This window comes from Bacillus sp. OTU530 (genome assembly GCF_038440375.1).
On the sequence record NZ_JASATP010000005.1, the window covers coordinates 28,939 to 52,821 of the forward strand.

The window sequence follows — 23,883 nt, forward strand, 5'->3', positions numbered from 1 at the left end:
ATTTAAAATACCAATCTCATCTAAATAAGTCTTGATAACAGAAGTGAAATATCCTCGGAAAGGAGCGGGTTATTTGAAGATAAAATTAAACCAAAAAATCATTAAAGAAATGTGCGGTACAGTCTCCTTCAAAAGGGGAGACGCTTTTTATCGCGCTAATAAAGTAACATTTGAAAATTACAGTCCTGATAATTGTGAAGCAACGGTTACAGGAACGGAAGATTTCCATGTAACCATTGAAAAGAATGAGAGCGATGGCTTTCGCACGAAATGCAGCTGCCCTGCGCTAGCTTCCTTTCAAAGAGATTGTCAGCACATTGCGGCCGTGTTACTGTCGATTTATGAGCATCAGCGTCAAGGAACAATCCCTATTGGTCCAAGCGAACGTCAGTCTGGCTCTTCAACAAATCAGGCGCTTACAGAAGATTTGCTGACTCTTTTCAATGATCAGCCTATACGATCAAGCGGCCATCAGCTTCACTTTGAAAACAGACAAGTACTTGATGCAGAGTTTACGTGTAAACCCGTCACGATGGGCAAGGGACGAAATATGTTCGGAATAGAAGTTAAGATTGGTCCGGCCAATGTGCAAAATATCCGAGATTTTCTGGAGCAAGTGAAAGAAGGTAATCCCAGCTTGCTTTCTATTTCATTCACATACGACCCAAGCCTTCATTGCTTTCAAAAAGAAACGGATGCTATTATTCAGCAGCTTATCCAAGTGGTCCATGATGAAAAAGTGTATGTTGACGCACTACCGGACAATTCCAACTATACCATCAGCAATCACATGTTATTTATTCCACCATCTTCTTGGGAACGGCTTATACCTTTAATTATAAGAGCACCGTTAGTGAAGCTAGAGTACGACGGAAATACGTTTGACAGTCTGTACTTATCGGACGAACTGCTTCCTTTACAGTTTGACTTTGCAGAAGCTGAGGGTAAAGGCTATCAACTGAAGATCAAAGGGTTAAATCATCTGATGGTGCTCGATTCGTATAGGTCTGTTCTATCTGGAGGAAAATTAGTAAAGCTGAGAAGTGAGGACTGCCAACGTCTTTCAGATCTAAAACAGATGCTAGATGCGTCAGGAACGAATCAAATTCCCATTCCTCAGGAGCAAATAGATTTTTTCCTGGAAAAAGTGGTTCCAGGTTTGAAAAAACTAGGAGATGTTCAAATATCTGGAGCTATTCCTAAGAATTTGGTGAAGACATCGTTAATTGCCAAGCTATACTTGGATCGTGTGAAAGATCGTCTGCTTGCCGGACTGGAGTTTCACTATGAAAATATGGTGATTAATCCATTGGACAGCAGGGAACTCCGGGCAGTCCCCAGGCTTATAAGGGATGTGGAGAAGGAGGCTGCGATCCTTCAGCTGATGGAGGATAGCTTGTTTGCCAAGACAGATGGCGGATATTTTTTGCATAATGAAGAGTTGGAGTATGAGTTTTTGTACCATGTCGTTCCGAAGCTTCAAAAGCTTGTACAAATATATGCAACTACAGCAGTGAGAAACCGGATTGCCAAGGAGAATGCCCGTCCGCAAGTTAGGGTGAAGGTCAAAAAAGAACGGACTAATTGGCTGGAATTCAAATTTGAAATGGATGGCATTCCTGAAAAACATATACGCGAGGTTCTATTGGCTTTAGAGGAGAAACGAAAGTATTATCGTTTGCCAAACGGATCGCTACTCTCGTTGGAAACATGGGAATTTGCAGAAATTAATCGTTTTCTGAATGAAATTCCAGACCAGAATAAAGATCTGGAAAGTGGCTTGAACTTACCAATCGTCCGGGGGCTTCAGCTTCTTGATTCTGTTGATGATAGTAATACATTTAAGTTAGAGGAATCGTTTCGTCAGTTATTAGAAAACATCCGTAATCCGGGCAGTTTGGAGTTCGAAGTGCCGAAGAGTTTAGAAGTGCTATTGCGTGACTATCAAAAGCACGGCTACAAGTGGATGAAAGCACTTGCTAATTATGGCTTCGGAGGGGTTCTCGCAGATGACATGGGATTGGGTAAAACGCTGCAAAGCATTACGTTTATTCTATCAGAGCTTCCTGACATCCGCAAAAAGAAGCTCCCGGTCCTTATTGTGTGCCCATCATCTTTGACGCATAACTGGCTTAGTGAAATTACGAAATTTGCTTCGGATGTACAAGCTGTTGTCATTGATGGCAATAAAACAGGGCGGAACAAGATACAAAAGGATGTAGCGGATATGGATGTTGTCATTACCTCCTATCCATTGTTACTTAGAGACATAAAGTGGTTTGAGAAACAAGACTTTCACACGGTGTTTTTTGATGAGGCGCAGGCATTTAAAAATCCTATGACACAAACAGCACGAGCAGTGAAGAGGATAATGGCAGGTAATCGCTTCGCCCTTACTGGTACGCCAGTGGAGAATTCACTAGAGGAGCTGTGGTCAATTTTTCACGTTGTCTTTCCTGAACTATTCCTGGGGTTAAAGGAATACAGTAATCTCCCAAGGGAAACGATTGCTCGGAGGATCCGTCCATTTTTGCTTCGCAGGTTGAAAGAGGATGTACTTTCAGAGCTTCCTGATAAAATCGAGTCGATGGAATCGGTGGAGTTGCTTCCTGATCAGAAGAAGCTGTACGCTGCCTATTTAGCGAAGCTGCGAGAGGATACGTTGAAGCATCTAGACAAGGATACACTCCGAAAAAATCGTATCAAAATCTTGGCTGGTTTGACTCGGTTACGACAGGTCTGTTGTCACCCAGCCTTGTTTGTGGACGGCTATAAAGGAGGCTCCGCGAAATTCGAACAACTGATGCAGATTGTAGAGGAATCAAAGCTTTCTGGAAGAAGGGTGTTGATTTTCTCACAGTTTACGAAAATGCTTGAGCTCATAGGTAGAGAATTAGCAATTCAAGGGCTGCCTTTTTTCTACCTTGATGGACACACTCCATCAGAGGAACGAGTGGAAATCTGCAATCGATTTAATGCAGGCGAACGTGATTTATTCCTCATTTCCTTGAAAGCAGGCGGTACAGGCCTTAATCTGACGGGTGCCGATACCGTTATCCTATATGACATGTGGTGGAATCCTGCAGTCGAGGAGCAAGCAGCTGACCGTGCCCATCGCATTGGTCAGACAAATGTTGTACAGGTCATCAAGCTTGTTGCCCGTGGTACAATTGAAGAAAAAATGAATGAACTGCAAGAAAAAAAGAGGTATCTGATTAAAGAAATTATTGATTCTGAGGAGAAAGCGTCGTCTACTCTTACAGAAGAGGACATTCGGGAAATATTAATGATATGAATACTCCCGCTACTTAACACCCTTGGGGATTGTTTCGTTTCCCTAGGTGAACGGTTTGCCTCCATTCTTGGTTCAATCCAGTATGTTATTTTTAATAATTAAAAATAAAAGCCAATTTGTCCGGCATTTTAAGTATAATGAACCATAGTCAGATTTTGCATATGATATTTCTTTGTGAGAATCCTATATAAGTCGGATAATACAAAAAAGCGAGGTTAATACATGAGTGAAAGAAGTTTTGAGGATTTTAATTTAAGCGATGAAATAAGAAAAGCACTTGCTGTGTTAAAATACGAAACTCCCACAGAAGTTCAGCGTGAAGTAATACCAGTAGCAATGGAAAATCAAGATCTTGTAGTAAAATCTCAAACAGGCAGTGGTAAGACTGCATCCTTTGGTATACCTATTTGCGAAATGATTGAATGGGAGGAGAAAAAGCCACAGGCATTGATTCTTACACCAACTCGGGAGCTTGCTGCTCAAGTTCGAGAAGATATAACGAATCTTGGAAGGTTTAAACGGATTAAGGCTATGGCCGTTTATGGAAAAGAACCTTTTTCAAAACAAAAAGAAGAATTGAAACAAAGAACTCATGTAGTCGTCGGTACACCTGGACGTATGATGGACCATATCGAGAGAGGAACCCTCATTTTAGACCAAATAAAGTATCTTATTATAGATGAAGCTGATGAAATGCTTAATATGGGTTTTATCGAAGAGGTAGAAGAGATTATAAAAGAACTTCCTTCAAATAGAGTCACGATGGTATTTTCTGCTACCTTGCCTAAAGATGTTGAAAATCTCTGTCATAAATATATGAAAAATCCTATTAATATCGAGATTGCTGCTACCGGGATAACGACGGATACAATTGAACATATTTTAATCGAAGTGAAAGAAGAAGAAAAGATTTCACTGCTTAAAGACGTTACGGTCGTTGAAAATCCAGAGAGCTGTATCATTTTTTGCAGAACCAAAGAACACGTCGATACAGTGTTTAGCGAATTGGAAGAATCCAATTATTCTTGTGAAAGACTCCATGGAGGATTAGAACAAGAAGAACGGTTTGCAGTTATGGATGGTTTCAAAATGGGAAATTTCCGGTATCTTGTGGCCACCGATGTAGCTGCGAGAGGAATTGATATTGATAATGTGACACTTGTCATCAACTATGATGTTCCAATGGAAAAAGAGGGCTATGTCCACCGAACAGGAAGAACCGGGCGTGCCGGCAATAAAGGAAAAGCAATTACGTTTGCGACACGTTATGAAGAAAAATTTCTTAAAGCCATTGAAAAATACATTGGCTTTGAGATACCTACTATAGAAGCTCCTAGTCATCAGGAAGTTGCTAGAGGAACAGCTGCTTTTGAAGAGAAAATCAGTGGCCGCCGAGTCGTGAAAAATAATAAAACTGCCCGAATAAACAAAGATATCATGAAACTCCATTTCAGCGGCGGAAAAAAGAAGAAGATTCGAGCTGTAGATTTTGTTGGAACTATTACAAAAATTCCCGGAGTAACAGCAGATGATATTGGAATTATAACTATCCAGGATCATTTGTCTTATGTTGATATTCTTAATGGAAAAGGATCGCTAGTCTTACAAGCCATGGAGAAAACAACAATCAAAGGAAAGAAGCTGAAAGTTAGTAAGGCAATTAAGTAATTAAATCCTCAACCAATAGAAAATCAATAGTCTCAAAGTGTTAGTGATTTTTTTATTGGTTGAATTTTAGGATGGGGGAACCTGGGGAATTCTTGAGAGACATACCATTAGGACCTGATGTCATTGGGATTCGAGCGGAGATAGGGAAAAATAGACAGTTTCAACAACAAAATTTCTATACATTTTGGATGTATGGGTTCTGTATTGATTTGGTATGTGTGCAAAAAGCTTCTCGTTATTTTGTATTGAATAACTATGGAAACCAAGTGGTCCATGTGGCGAATGCTTACGCTGCATGGGCTTTTTCGATGGGAAAAACTTAGATTGTCAGGTTGCTTTTTACCTATTACCCGAACAGATGTTGACATGTTGAACGAGTAACATTAGATTAAGCTCAAACGACAACATAATCCGCATTTTCTTGTTTCTAACTTACTCACTTAAATTCATTTTTCTTCCCTCCAATTAACTAGTAGATGCCTCTCCCACCTCACTGAAGAAAAAACTAAGTAAGATGGAATTTTATACTGAATCTACATTAATAGCCATATAGATATAGTTATAGGAGGGAGAAAAATGGATAAAGAACAACAAATTTTAGATATTATTCGTGCAAACCCAACTATTTCACAGCTGGATCTAGCAAAAAAAGTAGGAGTTTCCAGCTCGGTTATAGCTAGCTATCTAGCTACTCTCGTTAAAAAAGGGAGAATTAAAAGAAACGCATATGGATTCTCGGATAGATCAACGATTATTTGTATTGGAGGTGCCAATATAGATCGAAAAATATATGGTAAACAAAAACTACTTTTTGGAACCTCTAATCCAGCTACATTGTCAGAATCATGCGGAGGCGTGGCACGTAACATTTCGGAAAATTTAAGCCGTTTAGGTTTTGACGTAATACTCCTTACAGGTGTAGGTGATGACAAGGAAGGACAGTGGCTAATTGAAGAAACAAAAAAGCAAGGTATAGATGTTAGTCAAGTGTGGAGCCTTGAAGGTAAACGTACAGGTACGTATACAGCCTTATTAGATTATGATGGAGAAATGGTTATCTCTTTTGCAAACATGGAAATTTATGAGGATATTACCCCAGGCATGATCGAGAAAAAATGGCGGCATATTGCATCTGCCTTTATGGTTGTATTAGATACAAATTTATCCCCTGATTGCCTTACTTATATAATTGAACGCTGTAGAAAAGAAGAAATTCCTTTGTATATTAATCTTGTTTCTTTTGAAAAGGCTAAAAGACTACCTAGTTGTCTTCAAGGAGTAGAGGCTATTTTATCAAATAAAGAAGAAGCTGAAGTGTTATCGAATATGAAAATTGAAACAGTAGAAGACTATCGATCTGCAGCTTTAAACATTCACGCTCAAGGTGTAAAACAAGTTGTTATTACACTAGGGAAAGATGGGATTTTTTATAGTGGAACGGAAGGGAACATACATATCCCATCCATTAAAACCGATGTAATTGATGTTACGGGAGCTGGCGATTCCTTTGTTGCGGGCTTTGTATTTGGTATTTTACAAAAGAATACCATGATTAAAGCATGTAAGTTAGGATTAGCAGCTGCTCATCTGACGTTGCAAACAAAAGATTCTGTTTCAACGGAACTAAATAAAAGTAAACTGTACACTCTTGTAGGGAGAGAATAATAGATGAAACATTATTTGACGTTTACGGAGGAAGTAAAACATGCGTTAGGCAATCATTTACCGGTAGTGGCACTTGAGACAACGATTATTTCGCATGGAATGCCATACCCACAAAATATACAGACGGCGAAAGAAGTAGAACAGATTATTTATCATAATGGTGCTGTTCCAGCTACAATAGGAATCATGGATGGGAAAATTAAAATTGGTTTAACAAATGAAGAGCTAGAGGAATTTGCAATAAGTAAAACAGTAGAAAAAGTAAGTCGACGTGATTTGCCATATATATTATCAACCGGAAAACTTGGAGCCACAACAGTTTCTGCTACAATGATTGGGGCAGCTCTTGCTGGCATTAAAGTGTTCTCAACAGGTGGTATTGGTGGTGTCCACCGTGAGGGGGAACAAACAATGGATATATCAGCTGATTTAACTGAGCTATCTAGAACAAATGTAGCTGTTGTCTGTACCGGCATAAAATCTATTTTGGATATAGGGCGTACGTTAGAATATCTAGAAACGCAAGGTGTACCAGTTATAGGTTATCAATGTGATAAGTTTCCATCTTTCTACTCTCGTGACAGTGGTTTTAGAGTAGATTTTCGCCTTGATGTACCAGAACAAATAGCTATGTTAATGAAGACAAAATGGGAGCTTGGTTTAAATGGCGGGATTGTAATAGCTAATCCTGTGCCTGAAGCATATGCAATGAATCATAGAGAGATTGAAAATGTTATTGTCCAAGCAATTCAAGAAGCAAAAGAAAAGGGGATTACTGGAAAACAAGTAACGCCATTTTTATTAAATTGTATTAAACAAATGACTAAAGGAAAAAGTTTAGAAACAAATATTTCATTGGTAAAGCATAATGCAGAGGTAGCAGCGAAAGTTGCTATAGCTTTAAGAAAAATTGTGGATGTGAAGTAAACTGAATTACTTTGGATTATGTTTTAAGATGGATTTTGCTAGGGCTCTGAAGATCTGAAAAAATAGGAAATATAATAATTTATAATTAGGAAATACATTTGTGGTACCTCTCTTGATATTTATAATGATTTGTAAATTGTGGAAAATGGTAGGGTGCTCAGTTAGTAGAGATGAAATTAAAGGCACTGAGATAGCAATTATATATGTATTTGGCATGTTGGTTTCTTGGTCATATATTACTTGGAAGCTTCAGGAAGGTTGTAATGCTTGATAGTAGTGGGGGTACCATAAATAGATGCGGTTTTTTATCATTTTATTGGGGATTTTCGTATGACGGGAAATTTTCCTTAACCTTCCATTTATGCTTTTAAAGCATCAATAAAAAGCTACTATATAAAAAATGGAGCCTGTTAGCTTTATATAAACTAAGGCTCCTTTTCATTATAAATAGCTAAATTAATGTCTTTATTATTTATCTAAATAATCATTTAATCAGGGACCTTTGCCAGACACCCTAACACCTTCATCATAAAGGGACTTCATTCATTTTGCACTTGTTTTTAGTTGTATCCTGTTATAGTATGAATTTCTTTATTATGAAGATGCCGATCTTTTAAAATAGTTAATAGTTTCAGTTTTATTGCTTCATCAGTAAGTATTACTTGCCTTAGGCAGACTGTATTACTTTTCTAATAAAAAGGAATATGATTCGGTGTCAATCGGTTGATTGGAAAGAATGCTGAAAACGCATCGGCCGTCACCGTTCTGAAAGGTTTCTTTCCGGACTACGCGGAGTCCGAGCAACCTTGTGAGTACGTTAACCGTTACACTGCAAAGGGCCGGTCGCTTCATTGCAACGTTTGCAAACGGACAATTCCGTTCAATCAGTAAAATTTCTTCCCCATTCTGTTCGACTTCAATAAATGAATCGTTTTCCATATAAATATCCTTTAAAGCAGCTACACGTTCATTAAGACATAATTCTCGCAGCCGAAATTCCCATTGTTGTACCCGACTTTCCGTCATGCTAGAAAGGACCTGCTTTAAAGAATCCTCTCCTAGTTGCGCTATGATTGTGTCAATCAGTTCTACAGTTAGTCTGTCGTAGCTTTTAGGAAACAGCTGCTCTCCTTCCATAGTAAGACTGTAGTTTAAAGAAGGCCGTCCGGCACCGGCAGCAGGGGTTCTTTCAGATTGCCGCTGAATATATCTATCCTGTGTAAGCTGGAGGAGGTGCTGACGAACAGCTTCTCCAGTCATCTGCAAATGTGAGGAGAGGTCCGCAACGGTTGCCGGGCCATGCTGCTTCAGATAATACAAAATATCACGTCGTGGGCCTGGGAACTGATTTGAGTTAATACTCACACCGATTACCTCCGTAAATATTGATTTTTCCAAAAATACCCTTTGTAACTACTATGCCAAAAAAAAACTAATTAAACAAGTAATTATTTGATAATTCAGAAATATAATGTATAAACCAAATTAACCAATTATAATCTTGATTAATTAAAGTTATTGTTGTATTCATTTTGAGTGAAGTGATTCCTTAAATTTGTAAATGGAGGGGATTGTAAAGATGCTGTTCTTATCTGTTATTCTGTTTGCAGTTGCTGCACTAGGTGGTCTAGTGCTGGGGATTTTAGGGTTTCGTCAGAGGGATTTGCCTATGTGGCTATCACTTATACATGGTGCCGTTGCGGCTGGCGGTCTTATTACTTTAATTCTTGGGGCCGTTCAGGGAAATGCAGGATTACTTCCGATTATTTCCTTGATTCTATTCCTTATTGCCGCGCTTGGCGGATTCGTACTGTTTTTTTACCATTTACGCCAGAAACCTCATCCTAAAGGTCTAATTGTAATTCATGCTTTAGCTGCAGTTATCGCATTTATCCTTTTACTTATTGGAATCTTGTAAGGGGGCGGTTGTTAAATGAAACAGCGTAGAAGGTTGAGGTTTTTTGGACATCCGGTACACCCCGTTGTTACGCATTTTCCAATGGCCCTATTGCCAGTGTCGTTACTTGGTGATCTGCTTGGAGTCTGGACAGATGCTTCGTTCTGGTGGAGTTTTTCGTTTTATAATCTTGCAATAGGTCTTGTTATGTCCATACCTGCGCTAATTACTGGCATGATTGACTTTCTGGCCATTCCTCAAGAGGGGACTGCCGACCGAGTCGCAATGCGCCATATGACCGTTATTATTACTGCAATAACAATGTTTATGGGGAGCCTTTTTATCCGATTTGGTGTTGAAATTCTATCTGGTTGGCGGTTAATAAGTTCCGTTTCCCTCTCATTGTTAGGGCTTATTTTTCTTCTAATCGGAGGGTGGTTTGGCGGACAACTCGTTTACCGACACGCTATCGGCAGTGAGTCAATATTTGATAAGTCAGAATCGGAGAAATTCTAATGTGAACTGGTTTTATTAAGAAAACGAGGGGTATTCAATGGAAAATCCCTCCCTTTCAATTACTTTTTTGGATCTCCGCCATTACAATAAGAAAGAAGTAGCTTAGCAAAAAGGCTACTTCTTTCTTATTGTAATGGCTTCGTAAAAGAATATTGATAATTTTCTTGTTAAACGGGGCAGGTTAGTACATATTTTTATTACGATTTTAATGTGATTTTGGTTACTTGTACCTTTAAACGGAACCCGTTTTGTACTAAATGCATCAATCTTTTATTAATGAATTTATATTTTTTTTACAAAAAAATGGATTATTTAAAAATAATCCATTACATTAATTGTAAATAGTACAATTAATTTTTTGGAAAAGGAACTTTTTAAAAAGGCAAGAATATTATGCTATAGAAAATAAGAAACGATTGCGTTCCTTTAAATTTTTAGTTATAATTACTGTAAAAAGTACAATTAACAATTAAAAAAAGGGATAAAGCAAAAGTTTTGAAAATATCTATTACAGACATAATAATGGCAATATGAGATAAAGAAGGGAATGTAGTAAATGGGAAAGTATCAAACAGAAGAAGAAGTATTAAAAAATTACGATTCAGATTCAAGAAAGTATGTAACTCCAAAAGGGTATACAGCTGATATAGCGGTTTTTACCATTGTTCCAGATGAGGACAATGATGAAAAAGTTCTTAAAATCATGCTAATTCAACGTGCATTATTAGATGCAGAAGGTGAACCTAACATTGAGGCAGGAAAATGGGCTTTGCCTGGAGGATTCGTTCAACCAAATGAATCAGCTTTTATGACTGCCAAAAGAGAATTGGAAGAAGAGACAGGCGTAAACGGTATTCATTTACAGCAATTTGGAACTTATGATGAACCAGGAAGGGATAAAAGAGGTTGGATCATTTCTAATGCTCATTACGCTATTGTTCCTGAATTTCATTTGGAGAATCGAAAAGCAGCTGATGATGCAGCAGAAGTAGAGTTGTTTACCATGGAAGAGGCTTTTGCCTTAGAACTAGCATTTGACCACCGAAAGATTATTCAGGATGCTTTAGCTGTTATAAAACGAGATATGATGCAAACGAATGTGGCAAAGGAATTTTTACCGGAAGAATTTTCGGTGTCAGAACTACAAAAGGTCTTGTTAGCCGTTTATTATCATAAAAGCATTGCTTCGGAAAACTTCTTTAAAAAGATAAAGAATCTTCCGTTCATTAAAAAAGTAGAGAATAAAGATAAGAAAACACAAAGAAATTCTAAAAGACCGGCTAATCTGTACCGATTCGTAGATGATGAAGAGTCAGAACTAGCTTCGTTATACTTTTAAACGTTTTAAATAAAATGTAAAGGTATCTAGGGATAAAAGATACCGCAATTTTTTAAAATAAATAACTGTAAAAAGTACAATTAACAATTAAACTTTATATAATAGGAGAGTGTTGAAGATGAAAACAAAGTTTGAAGAAATTGTTGATTTGCATGCAATCGGTGGTGTTAATACGAGAAAACTGAATGATTTATTAATTCTTGCTCATTCAGAGAATTTGATTCCTTCTATTGAAGATGTCGAAAAAGTGATGTTCATCGGTATCGACTTTCAAAATGATTTTATGGAACAAGGAGAATTAGCTGTTCCTAATTCCCATAAAGACATCAAGAACGTAGCAAAGTTCATTCACAACAACTTAGAGAAAATTACCACCATAGTTGTTTCTTTAGATACTCATCAACTACAGCAAATCTTTCATCCAAGTTGGTGGATTGATAAAAACGGAGAGCATCCAAAACCGTTCACCATCATAACAAAAGAAGATGTTGAGTCAGGAAAGTGGGTAGCAGTAGATAAACAAGAAGAAAGTTTACATTATATTCGTAATTTGGACAAGTTAGGTAAAAAGCAATTATGTATTTGGACTTATCATTGTATTGAAGGTACAGATGGAGCGGCTTTGGAAGGGCAATTTTCAAATATCATTCATTTCCATTCTATCGCTCGAAAGTCTGCTATTAAAAAGATGGTAAAGGGTCAAGACCCATTAAGTGAAATGTATGGGATTATTAAGCCGGAATATTCTCAACATGAATACTGCAACGATGAATTTTTAGAATCATTAAAGTTGTACGACAAAATTATTGTTGCAGGAGAGGCTAAGTCTCACTGCGTATTAGAATCTGTTAGACAGATAGTAGAATATTACGCAAATAATCGAGATATACTGGCAAGAATTTATCTATTAGATGATTGTATGAGCCCAATACCTGGTTATGAAGAAATGACAGAAAAAGCATTCAAAGAATTAAAAGACAGATACGGTGTAAATATAGTAAATTCCACGGATTTATCTTTGATTTGATTAGATAAAAGTCATTAAAACTAACATTCTATACCGGCCATGATGTTTACAGTATTAGGTTTGCATGAACACCAACTGGTATTGATATTGTATTTTAAACATTGGAGGAAATGAAAATGAATCAAAAATATATGGATGATAGTTTTGCACTACACACGGATTTATATCAAATTAACATGGCTGAAACATATTGGGAAGATAACATGCACAATAGACGTGCAGTGTTTGAATTATACTTCCGCAAACTTCCGTTTGGGAATGGGTTTGCAGTTTTTGCAGGATTAGAAAAAATTATTGAGTTTATTAAGGGGTATAGATTTACAGAAAGTGATATCGAATATTTGAGAAATGAATTAGGATACTCTGATGACTTTTTAGAGTATCTGAAAACAATACGCTTCACTGGGAAAATCAGAGCAATGAAAGAAGGAGAATTAGTTTTTGGAAATGAAGCAATCCTTCAAGTAGATGCGCCTTTGGCAGAAGGGCAATTGGTAGAAACGGCGTTTCTTAATATTGTCAATTATCAAACATTAATTGCAACAAAAGCCGCGAGAATTAAGAGGGCAGCAGGAGAGCAAACCGTTATGGAATTCGGAACAAGACGTGCGCATGAGTTTGATGCAGCAATTTGGGGTACAAGAGCTGCGTATATTGCAGGCTTTGATGCTACAAGTAATGTTAGGGCGGGTAAAAAGTTCGGTATTCCGGTTGCTGGAACACATGCCCATTCACTGGTTCAAGCATATAGAGATGAGTACAAAGCATTTCACAAATATGCTCGTAGACATAAAGATTGCACGTTTCTGGTAGATACCTATGATACATTAAAATCTGGTGTTCCAACAGCAATTAAAGTGGCGAAGGAATTAGGAAAGGATATCAATTTTAAAGGAATTCGATTAGATAGCGGAGACTTAGCTTATTTATCTAAAGAAACACGAAAAATGCTAGATAAAGCAGGATTTAAAGAAACGAAGATTGTGGCTTCTAATGATTTGGATGAATACACAATTAGTCATTTGAAAGCACAAGGAGCAAAAATTGATGTGTGGGGCGTAGGAACAAAGGTAATCACGGCATTTGACCAACCTGCTCTTGGCGCTGTGTTTAAGCTTGTAAAAATTGAAGATGATAACGGAGAGCTTATCGACACTGTGAAGATTTCTGCAAACCCCGAAAAAGTGTCTACTCCCGGTTTAAAGAAAATTTATCGCATTATCAATCTTACAAATCAACGTTCTGAAGGGGATTATATCACATTAGAGGATGAAAACCCTCAAGAAGAAGAAAAGCTGAAAATGTTTCATCCTGTTCATACGTTTATTTCAAAATTTGTTACTAACTTCGAGGCAAGAGAGTTGCACCACGATATTTTTGTGGGCGGTGAACTTGTGTATGAGTTACCGACAATTCAGGAAATGCAACAATACGTAAAAGATAATTTAAAACTTTTGTGGGATGAATATAAGCGAGATATGAATCCGGAAGAATATCCGGTTGATTTAAGCCAAAAATGCTGGGATAACAAAATGAAGCAACTCCAGGAAGTTAAAGAAAAGTTGGCAGCAAAGTTAGGTCGATAAAAATACAGAAAAGACATGGTTAATTTTATAGAAACGAGGTGCATTTTGATGGCAAATTCTCAAGAAAAAATGGTGGAGTATTATCGTTCATTAAATCCAAATAAGAATATTGAAGATTTGTTTAAGGAGGGTGTGAGAATTGGGTTCTATGGTTCTTCCTTTGACCCAATTACTCATGCTCATCTGTGGGTGGCTGCTACGGTAGCACATCGAAAGAAGTTAGATTTTGTTATCTTACTGCCTTCAATTGGAGAGGCTCGGAGAGATAAGGTTCTTCAAACGCAAGATAAGCATCGAGAAGAAATGGTTAAATTAGCGATTGTTAATAAGAAGAAATTAATTTTAGATACCTATGAAATGAATGTCCGTCCTGAAAGACAATATACCTACTACACAATGGAACATTTTAAAAAGGTGTTTCCTAAAGCTGAGTTGTTTTTTATTATGGGTGCAGACCTTTTAGTAGACATTAAAGATGGAAAATGGACGATGGATGAAGAATTGATAAAACATAATCAATTCATCGTAATGGGAAGAAAAGGTATTAACATGACGGAAACAATAGCAGAGTCTCCTCTGCTAAGGAACTATGATGATGGTCGATTTCATTTAATGGATAAAGGGATAGTCATGGAAATAAGCTCTACTTACATTCGCGAGGAGATTGCTTCTGGAGGAGAAGCTGATTCTTTGTTACCAGATGCTTGTTATGAATACATCAAAGAACATGGATTATATAAAGAAATAAAACGTTAGGGGTTATTTGAAAGTAACTACGTAAGCAAATGAATTAAACTATAAACTATTTTAATTACAATATGGAGGTAATTTATTATGAAAACATTACAACAGCAAATTATTGAGGAACTAAAAGTACAACCGGTTATTGATGTAAAAAAAGAAATTCGTAGAAGTGTGGAGGCTTTAAAAAATTATTTAAGAAAGCATCCGGCTATTAAGGTTCTTGTGTTAGGAATTTCTGGTGGACAGGATTCTACTTTAACAGCTAAAGTTGCTCAGATGGCTGTAAATGAGCTTAACGAGGAGCTAGGCGAAAAGGTATATTCTTTTATCGCTGTACGACTTCCTTATGGTGTTCAGAAGGATGAAAGTGACTGCCAAGATGCAATTCAGTTTATTCAGCCTGACGAAGTAATTACTGTGAATATCAAACCCGCTGTGGATGCTAGTGTAAATTCTTTAAAAGAAGCTGGTATTGAGTTAACGAATTTCTTAAAAGGAAATGAGAAAGCAAGGGAACGAATGAAGGTGCAATACAGCATTGCAGGTGCAAAAAACGGATTAGTATTAGGAACGGACCATTCTGCGGAAGCTTTAGTGGGATTCTTTACGAAGCACGGTGATGGAGCAGCGGACGTAGTTCCAATCTTCAGACTCAATAAGAGACAAGGAAAAATGCTGCTAAAGGAGTTGGGTTGCCCAGAACATTTATACTTGAAAACTCCAACAGCGGATTTAGAAGATGATAAGCCGCAATTACCGGACGAAGTAGCATTACAAGTCACATATGACGAAATTGATGATTACTTGGAGGGAAAAGAAGTAAAGGAGAAAAGTAAGCAGAGAATCGAAAAATTATTCTTAAATACGGAACATAAGAGAAAAGGACCAGTTACTGTTTTTGATGTACTGGGAGAATAAACTTGACAGAGGGAGATATAGTCTTCCTCTGTTTTCTTTCTACAATAAAAATAGCACACGTTTTTTCACAAATGAAAAAACGTGTGCTATGCGCTTAAATTTATTTTTTAGCACTTTGATTACCTTTGGTATTAATAAGTGTTAAATAATTCTCTTTCTTAAGTAACCGGAGATAAGGTCGATCAAGGTAACCCCCGTAAAAATGATAGTTTGGTTGTGCAAGAGAAAGTATAACAAAAAATAGTCACCTTTTTGTGAAGGTATTGTAAATGTTTTTCTAAATTTGTAATTTATTGTTATTTTTCAGACGTAAAAGATATAATAAACACTGATCCTTAGAGGAAAAGGTGGTTGAAAAATGAACAAGCTAACTGACCAGTGTGAATTGGTCATTCTAGAAACTAGTGATATTCATGGGAATGTTTACCCAATCAATTATGGGACTAGTAAGGAAATGAACTTGGGTATAGCAAAAATTGCAACCCTCATAGACCACGAGAAAAATAATGCCGATTATACACTGCTTATCGATAATGGGGACGTGATGCAAGGGACTCCATTAACTTATCATTTTGCAAAATTGCTTCCTAAGAAAAAAAATCCAATGATCAGTATTTTAAATCTCTTACAATATGATGCGGCGGTCATTGGAAACCATGAATTTAATTATGGAATGAGTTTGCTAAGAAAATCGATAAACGAATCTAGTTTCCCATGGCTTTCTGCAAATATTATCGAAGAGGAAAAACATCAGCCTGCTTTCGGTCACACATATTTCATAAAGGAATTTTCCAATGGGCTTCGAATTGCTGTATTGGGTGTAACGACACACTACATCCCAAACTGGGAGAATCCAAGTCATATCAAAGGATTAAAGTTTGAGGATGCTTTCGAAACTACGAAAAAATGGGTTAAGTACATCCAAGAAAATGAAAACTTTGATTTATTAGTGGTTTCCTATCATGGGGGTTTTGAAAGAGATCTTTCTTCAGGGGAGCCTACAGAATCATTAACTGGGGAAAATCAAGGCTATCGAATCTGTCATGAAATTGAAGGGATTGATGTATTGTTAACCGGGCATCAGCACCGGGAGATTTCTTCCAGCCTGAATGGAGTCACAGTCATTCAGCCTAGTTTTAATGGCCATGCTTTGGGAAAAGTTAAAGTTCAATTTGAACATCAAAATGGAAAGTGGCAAGTGGTAAGTAAAACGCCTGAGTTATTGAAAGTAGAAAATAAAACAACAGCCAAAAGAGAAGTCCTCCAATTAGCTGAAGAGTTTGAGAAACTAACGCAGGAATGGCTAGATCAGCCAATCGGTGAAATTGCGGGAGATATGTCAATTGCAAATGCCTTTAGTGTTAGACTCGCTGACCATCCGCTAATTGAATTCATCAATAAAGTTCAAATGGATGCAACTGGAGTGGACATATCGAACACCGCTCTATTTCACAATGAATCTCCAGGTTTTGCTAAACATATAACGATGCGAGATATTGTGTCAAATTATATTTATCCTAATACATTGAAAGTCATCCGAATTTCTGGTCAGGATATCAAAGATGCATTGGAAAAATGTGCTACCTATTTTATTTTAGATAAAAATAAACAAATTAAGGTAAATCCTACATTTGTTGAGCCGAAACCTCAACATTATAACTATGACATGTGGGAAGGAATTGAATACGAATTAAACATTTCGAAACCGGTTGGGTCCCGAGTGGAAAAACTGACTCGCAATGGCAAGCCGCTCAGTCTTCCTGAACAGTATGATGTGGTGATGAATAATTACAGGGCCGGTGGTGGAGGAGACTTTGAAATGTTCAAAGACAAACCGGTCATAACAGAAATTCAGACAGATATGACAGAGCTTCTAGCTGATTATTTTATAAAAAGAAAAACTGTGGAGGCAAGTTGTAATCATAATTGGAAAGTTATCTGGTAAATCATAAGTGAGGGAAACGATGTAAAACGTTTCCCTCACTTTTTTATATATTTTTAATAAATTTGTGTAAAAATTTGTAAAAATATATAAAATACCTATGGGAGGATTGTCGTTTATTGGTATCTTAAAAAAGCAGGGCTTACCAAGATTAAAAATAAGGAGGAACAGGATTTGAAATCTAGTGAATTACCATTTTAAAAAAAGTATTAGGAGGTTCTTCAATTGAAGAAAAGGAATCAGAGAAAAGCTTTAGGTATTATTCTAGCATTTATTGTCGTAATTTCTAATTTTATGAGTTTCATTCCCAATGCTGCATCAGCAGCAAATGCTGATGGATCCCTGACTCGTCCAGTTGGAAACTCTGATACAAAGAAATATGTAGACAAAGAAGAGTGGGCATCTGTCCCAGTTGAAAAGCGTATTTTCTTCAATACGGAAGCAGACGCTATTGCAAATGGTTATACAAAGGAAGGTCAAACGCAGACTCCAAGCACAGATCTTCCAGGTGGTACAGGCAAAAAAGCCTTATTCGACAACACCCATGGTCAAACAGCGGGAGCTGCTGACTGGGTAATCGATGGCGGATTCTCAGATTTTGCCGATGCTTTAAGAGCAGATCATTTCACTGTCGACCAATTAGAAAGAACGATTCCATTCACTTACGGTGAGCAAGCGGTAACCTTTGATAAGTTAAAGGATTATGATGTGTTCATTATTGGAGAGGCCAATATTCCATATAAAAAATCAGAACAAGAAGCAATGCTTCAATATGTACAAAATGGTGGAAGTATTTTCTTCATTGCAGATCACTATAATGCGGACCGTAACAAAAACCGTTGGGATGCGTCAGAGGTTATGAATGGTTACCGACGTGGTGCTTGGGACAACCCTGCAAAAGGAATGACAGCTGAAGAAGCAGCTTCACCTGCCATGCAAGGTGTACAAAGTTCCAACTGGTTAGCTGACAACTTTGGGATTCGTTTCCGTTACAATGCTCTTGGAGATGTGGACAATTTAACAGATGTTGTCACTTCTGACCAATCATTTGGTATTACAAAGGATGTGGCATCTGTTGCCATGCATGCCGGTTCAACACTAGCCATTGTAGATCCAACGAAAGCAAAGGGACTTGTGTACGTTCCAACAAATGTAGAGGGTTGGGGCTTCGCTGTTGACCAAGCCGTTTATAACGGGGGTGGCCGTGCAGAAGGACCATTTGCAGCGATTTCCAAAGTAGGAGCAGGAAAAGCTGCGTTTATCGGTGACTCCTCACCTGTCGAGGATTCAACACCTAAATATTTACGTGAAGAAAATGGTTCGAAGAAAACAACCTATGATGGATTTAAAGGTGAAGCAAACGATGCAACCTTCTTAGTTCAAACAGTAGAATGGTTAGCTAACCATGAAACATATACAAGTTTTAGTCAAGTTCAGGGATTACAGTTAGATCAGCCAACACAAACTCTAGCTATGGAAAACCCGGAAACTTCAACAGAACCACAAACTGAACCATGGGCGGCTCCAGCAGCTGGTTACAAATGGTATGACCCTACAACTTATGCAGCAGGTTCTTACGGTTCATCCAAAGAAGCTCCAAAACAAATTGAATACAAGCTTGTACATCAATCAACATTGCCAAACCAATCTGAATTTAAGATTCGTGTAGAGCTAAACAACCTAGATCCGAATGCTACCGTTTCCGGTTTAAAAATTGGAATGTATGTTAGTGGTGGTCAGCAAGTAGCAATGTTCCAAAATGAAGACGGTACATGGCCATCAAGCTACAACTATAGTCAACAATTTTCAGTGACAGCCGATATTTTTGGACATGCATCAAAGGAATTGACAGTAAAAATTAATCCAACGATTTCAGGCGATGCAAGTCTTCGATTAAAATTAGGTTCTGATAATGCTATAACGGAATCTGTAAAAATTGGTGCCGTTCCAGTTGAAATTTATGATGATACAGCACCAACAACAACTGTCGTAGTAGATGGTGTTTCTGGAGAAAATCACTATAACCAAAAAGATGTAAACCTTTCCTTCCAAGCAACAGACAACCCATTTGGAGTAGGGGTAGACCGAACAGAATACCGTATCAATAACGGTGAATGGACAGTTGCGTCAGGTAATGTGGTGCTTTCAGAAGATGGGAAAAATATGGTTGAATTCCGCTCTATTGACAAGTATGGTAATGGGGAAGCACCTCAATCGATTCAAGTTTGGATTGATCAAACAGCTCCTGTGATTCAAGTTTCAGGTTCTACTGACTTCTATCAAACTGATGAGAATGTAACGTTCACCGCCACAGGTACCGATACACTTAGTGGAGTTCAATCTATTAGCTTCAAACTTGATAATCAAGAATTAGCTTCCATTGAATCTATTAATCCACTTGCTTTAACAACAGGTAACCATACTTTGATGGTTAAAGCGGTTGACTACGCTGGAAATCAGGAGACAAAGACGGTTACCTTAACGTGCAAAATCGATTTAGATCACCTATCAGACTTGATTTCAATAGGTGAAACGAATGATTGGTTTGCGAATCACGGAATAGCTCAAAGTCTGCAGTCTAAGGTGGAAAACGCTCTAAAGGCAAAAGATAAGGACCAACAGCAGAAGCTTGAAAAAATTATACAGGAAGTAAACAAACAAAAAGGCAAGCAAATCGATGGAGATTTTGCTGAGCTATTACTTGATGATCTAGAGTATATCCAACTAAATTAAGTTTAGAGAAAATGATGAAACCCTCGGGTTTCATCATGCAGCAACTATACAAATGGAGCAGTCTATGTGGCAAGTGCTTGAGCCATATAGGCTTTTTATATGGAAGAAAGTTGGATTTTCTAGGTTGTGTTTTACTTATTACCCAAACAGGTGTTGACATGTTGACCGAGCAACATCGGAGTAAAAAGATGGCTAAGCAGAGGATTAGTAAAGGTGCCTGATGCTTAGCTTTTTCAATTGTGGGAGATTAGCATTAAGCAGCAACAAAGGTTAGTTTTCAGGCACGTTGCAGTCCTTGGTAACAGTAAGATAAGGGAGCAGGAAGTTTTAGTAAAATAAGGTTGTTGGTCATTGTTAAAAAAGAGATTAAGGGTTCGGCTTGGTTTTTTATGTTTGTATTATCAGGAACAAATCCAGATTTTCCCATGAATGTTTCTTCTATTGTCCCAAAATTTTTTAAAAATCTTAATCAACACATTCCCCCTCCTCAAAAAACGTACTCTATCTATGCTAATTCCAAGGTTATGTAAGGCCCACATAAAAAACCCCCTCTGGAGTATTTACATAAATTTTGTTAGCACTCCATGTTTTGGAATTATACCAAAGAAGTTGGATACTATATTAACTGGTAATCAAAAAGGTTTATGTTCAAGAACTCCATAAATAAAACGAAGGGGAATTTTGAAGTGAGAAAATGGATTCGGTATAGTAAAACTTCTATTTTGGGTTTATTGGGTGTGATGCTTTTATCTAGTTGTGACCGTAGTAAGTATATTGTACTTGATCCAAAAGGACCGGTCGCTCATGAAGAGATGCGTTTAATTATTATTTCTACCATCTTATGTGCAGTTGTTATTATTCCTGTTTTGGCAATATCTGTTTATATCGTAGTTCGTTATCGCAATAGGCCTGGAAACAATGCACCTTATGAGCCTGAATGGGATGATAGCAAAGTGCTCGAGGTGATTTGGTGGGGAATTCCTATTGTTATTGTAGCGATTCTAGGGTTTTACACAGCAAGAACAGCGATTGATGTATCAAAGCCTCCTGTAAAGGATGTTACACCTGTTGTTGTTCAAGTGACTTCATTGGATTGGAAATGGCTGTTTACGTATCCCGGCCAAAAGGTCGCCACTGTCAACTATGCGGAAATTCCCGCTGGGGTTCCCATTCAATTTGTCTTAACCGCTGATGCGCCCATGAATTCATTCTGGGTACCGCAGTTAGCAGGTCAGGAATACACCATGCCTGGCATGGCGATGGGGATGTGGCTTCAGGCCAATAAAACAGGAAATTATTATGGTTCCGGTGCTAACTTTACCGGAACAGGATTTGCACATATGAAATTTAGAGTAAGAGCGGTAAGTCAAGCTGATTTCAATAAATGGGTCGCTCGTCTCAGGAAAAACTCACCTGCTCTGACAAGGGACGGATATGAGGATTTGGTTAGACCAAATACTGTTAAAGAATTAAGCTTTTCTTCCTATCCTGAGCATTTATTTGAAGACATCGTAAATAAAAATGGTGGAACCTATTTCCATCATCAACACCATATGGGTGAGGATGTGCCAATGCAAAAAACTCATACTCATCCTTAAACAGGAGGAAACTATTTCATGAATACTTCGCATTTTTTTGTTACAGGCGATCCAATGATATATGGTGCAGACGTTTCCATTGCTTTGGCAATGGTAGCTATTATCGTCTCTCTCACCAGGCTAAAAAGATGGGGCTGGCTATGGAGAGAATGGCTTACAACAGTTGACCATAAAAAGATCGGGATTATGTATTTATTAGCTGCTTTGCTTATGCTCTTCCGCGGCGGGGTGGATGCGATACTTATGCGTATACAGCTTGCGGTTCCAAATAGTCATTTTTTAGCTTCTGATCACTATAATGAAATTTTCACCACCCATGGAACCATTATGATTTTATTTATGGCAATGCCTTTTATGTTTGCCTTGTTTAATATCGTTGTACCGTTGCAAATTGGTGCTCGTGATGTTGCCTACCCATTACTAAATGCCATTAGTTTTTGGCTGTTCTTCATTGGAGCCATGCTTTTTAATATTTCTTTCGTGATTGGCGGGTCTGCAAGTTCAGGGTGGTTATCTTACCCGCCTTTATCTGAACCAACCTTTAGCCCGGGGCCTGGTCAGAACTTCTGGATTTGGGGTGTTCAAATTTCCGGTATCGGAAGTTTGGCTACCGGAATCAATTTTGCTGTTACCATTCTAAAAATGCGTACACCATCCATGCGCTTAAAAGATATGCCTTTGTTTACATGGTCTGTTTTAGCAGCATCCATTGCCATTTTAGGGGCATTCCCTATTCTGACTGGTACATTATTCATGTTAACAGTCGATCGTTTACTTGATGGACATTTCTTCACCATGACCAATGGGGGGAATCCAATGATGTATGTCAACCTGATTTGGATGTGGGGTCATCCTGAAGTGTACATCGTTGTCTTACCTGCGTTCGGAGTATTCTCTGAAATAGTGGCAACCTTCTCTAGAAAACGAACCTTTGGATACAATTCGATGGTCTATTCCATGATTGCGATTGCCGTCGTTTCCTACTATACATGGGTTCATCATTTCTTTACAATGGGTGCCGGTATTGATGTGAATATTACATTTGCCATTTGTACAATGATTATCGCAATTCCAACTGGTGTTAAAGTTTTCAACTGGCTGTTTACGATGTATCGCGGACGTATCGAGATTTCGGAGCCATTGCTTTGGTTTTTAGCGTTTGTTCCAACCTTTGCCATTGGTGGTGCAACTGGTGTCATGCTTGCAGCAGCACCAGCAGACTATCAATACCATAATAGCTATTTCCTAATTGCCCACTTTCACCAAGTGTTAATCGGTGGTGTCGTGTTCGGCTATCTGGCGGGTATGTATTATTGGTTCCCAAAAATTTTTGGTTTTGAATTAAATTATACCCTCGGAAAATGGGGCTTTTGGTTATGGCAAATTGGTTTCTATGTTTGCTTTATGCCTCAATATGCTCTTGGGTTTATGGGTATGACACGGCGTGTTTATATTTATAATCAAACCGAGGGCTGGGATATGGGCTGGGCTCCGCTCAACTTGATTTCTTCCATTGGTGCGTTCGTAATGGGAATTGCATTCGTCATCCAAGTTTGGCAAATCCTTTACAGCATTCAACATGGTAAACGTGATGTCACAGGTGATCCTTGGGATGGTCGAACATTAGAATGGTCGATTCCTTCTCCAGCGCCGCTATACAATTTTGCCATCATCCCAGAAGTAAAAGGTCGTGACTCTTGGTGGTACAAGAAGCAAGAAATGCAACAAGAAGGATATAAACAAGAAACTCCACAATATGAACCTATTCATATGCCGAAAAATTCAGGTATCGCTTTTATCATGTCGTGCTTCTTCTTTATAGTTGGATTTGGATTTACGTTCGAATGGTATTGGATGGGCTTTGCCGGATTAATTGGTGTTGCGTTAACACTATACGCACGTTCTTTCCAATATGATACGGATTATTACATTCCAGTGGATGAAATTGAACGAACGGAAAAAGCTTTAAGGAAGCATTCCCCTGCAATTCAAAAAACATCAATGGAAGAAACATTAGGGAGGTAGTAA

General features: G+C 38.0%; 17 protein-coding genes. 16 read left to right on the plus strand and 1 reads right to left on the minus strand.

The features are described from left to right. Positions 1–73: 73 nt before the first annotated feature. The 5 genes from AAHB12_RS04920 to AAHB12_RS04940 all read left to right on the plus strand — a co-directional run bounded on the left by AAHB12_RS04920 (position 74) and on the right by AAHB12_RS04940 (position 7,555). On the plus strand, positions 74–3,295 hold the full coding sequence (locus tag AAHB12_RS04920; protein WP_342044506.1) for a DEAD/DEAH box helicase: 3,222 nt from the start codon (positions 74–76) through the stop codon (positions 3,293–3,295). Positions 3,296–3,517: 222 nt separating this feature from the next. After that, a complete protein-coding gene (locus AAHB12_RS04925; RefSeq protein ID WP_342044507.1) occupies positions 3,518–4,963 on the plus strand; it encodes a DEAD/DEAH box helicase in 1,446 nt (481 codons plus the stop codon). A gap of 92 nt (positions 4,964–5,055) precedes the next feature. Further along, positions 5,056–5,286 carry a hypothetical protein gene (locus tag AAHB12_RS04930; RefSeq protein ID WP_342044508.1) on the plus strand — a complete coding sequence of 77 codons (231 nt, stop codon included), beginning with the start codon at positions 5,056–5,058 and terminating at the stop codon, positions 5,284–5,286. A gap of 253 nt (positions 5,287–5,539) precedes the next feature. After that, on the plus strand, positions 5,540–6,628 hold the full coding sequence (locus AAHB12_RS04935) for a carbohydrate kinase (protein ID WP_342044509.1): 1,089 nt from the start codon (positions 5,540–5,542) through the stop codon (positions 6,626–6,628). A 3-nt stretch (positions 6,629–6,631) separates the two neighbouring features. Continuing rightward, entirely contained in the window at positions 6,632–7,555 is a 924-nt protein-coding gene (locus AAHB12_RS04940) for a pseudouridine-5'-phosphate glycosidase (RefSeq protein ID WP_342044510.1), read from the plus strand. A gap of 681 nt (positions 7,556–8,236) precedes the next feature. On the opposite strand, the gene AAHB12_RS04945 is transcribed toward AAHB12_RS04940, so the two are convergent. Further along, a complete protein-coding gene (locus AAHB12_RS04945) occupies positions 8,237–8,920 on the minus strand; it encodes a helix-turn-helix transcriptional regulator (protein WP_342044511.1) in 684 nt (227 codons plus the stop codon). A gap of 214 nt (positions 8,921–9,134) precedes the next feature. Here AAHB12_RS04945 and AAHB12_RS04950 point away from each other — a divergent pair, with 214 nt between their 5' ends. The 11 genes from AAHB12_RS04950 (at position 9,135) to AAHB12_RS05000 (ending at position 23,880) form a co-directional block, all read left to right on the plus strand. Then, positions 9,135–9,473: a hypothetical protein gene (locus tag AAHB12_RS04950; RefSeq protein WP_342044512.1), complete on the plus strand. Its 339-nt coding sequence runs from the start codon at positions 9,135–9,137 to the stop codon at positions 9,471–9,473. A 33-nt stretch (positions 9,474–9,506) separates the two neighbouring features. Then, complete coding sequence (locus AAHB12_RS04955; RefSeq protein WP_342044513.1) at positions 9,507–9,968, plus strand: DUF2231 domain-containing protein; 462 nt, start codon at positions 9,507–9,509, stop codon at positions 9,966–9,968. Positions 9,969–10,524: 556 nt separating this feature from the next. Continuing rightward, positions 10,525–11,307 carry an NUDIX hydrolase gene (locus AAHB12_RS04960; RefSeq protein WP_342044514.1) on the plus strand — a complete coding sequence of 261 codons (783 nt, stop codon included), beginning with the start codon at positions 10,525–10,527 and terminating at the stop codon, positions 11,305–11,307. Between the two features lie 118 nt (positions 11,308–11,425). Next, complete coding sequence (locus AAHB12_RS04965; RefSeq protein WP_342044515.1) at positions 11,426–12,334, plus strand: hypothetical protein; 909 nt, start codon at positions 11,426–11,428, stop codon at positions 12,332–12,334. Between the two features lie 116 nt (positions 12,335–12,450). Continuing rightward, a complete protein-coding gene (locus tag AAHB12_RS04970; RefSeq protein WP_342044516.1) occupies positions 12,451–13,920 on the plus strand; it encodes a nicotinate phosphoribosyltransferase in 1,470 nt (489 codons plus the stop codon). A 48-nt stretch (positions 13,921–13,968) separates the two neighbouring features. Then, on the plus strand, positions 13,969–14,676 hold the full coding sequence (nadD, locus tag AAHB12_RS04975) for a nicotinate (nicotinamide) nucleotide adenylyltransferase (RefSeq protein ID WP_342044517.1): 708 nt from the start codon (positions 13,969–13,971) through the stop codon (positions 14,674–14,676). A 78-nt stretch (positions 14,677–14,754) separates the two neighbouring features. After that, positions 14,755–15,582 carry an ammonia-dependent NAD(+) synthetase gene (nadE, locus tag AAHB12_RS04980; protein WP_342044518.1) on the plus strand — a complete coding sequence of 276 codons (828 nt, stop codon included), beginning with the start codon at positions 14,755–14,757 and terminating at the stop codon, positions 15,580–15,582. A gap of 358 nt (positions 15,583–15,940) precedes the next feature. After that, positions 15,941–17,527, plus strand: a complete 1,587-nt coding sequence (locus AAHB12_RS04985) for a bifunctional metallophosphatase/5'-nucleotidase (protein WP_342044519.1) — start codon at positions 15,941–15,943, stop codon at positions 17,525–17,527. Between the two features lie 222 nt (positions 17,528–17,749). Next, the gene (locus AAHB12_RS04990) at positions 17,750–20,257 is read left to right on the plus strand and encodes an OmpL47-type beta-barrel domain-containing protein (protein ID WP_446715517.1); all 2,508 of its coding nucleotides are present in this window, start codon (positions 17,750–17,752) and stop codon (positions 20,255–20,257) included. A gap of 686 nt (positions 20,258–20,943) precedes the next feature. Next, complete coding sequence (locus AAHB12_RS04995; protein ID WP_246040133.1) at positions 20,944–21,855, plus strand: ubiquinol oxidase subunit II; 912 nt, start codon at positions 20,944–20,946, stop codon at positions 21,853–21,855. An 18-nt stretch (positions 21,856–21,873) separates the two neighbouring features. Further along, complete coding sequence (locus AAHB12_RS05000; RefSeq protein WP_129726041.1) at positions 21,874–23,880, plus strand: cbb3-type cytochrome c oxidase subunit I; 2,007 nt, start codon at positions 21,874–21,876, stop codon at positions 23,878–23,880. Positions 23,881–23,883: the final 3 nt, after the last annotated feature.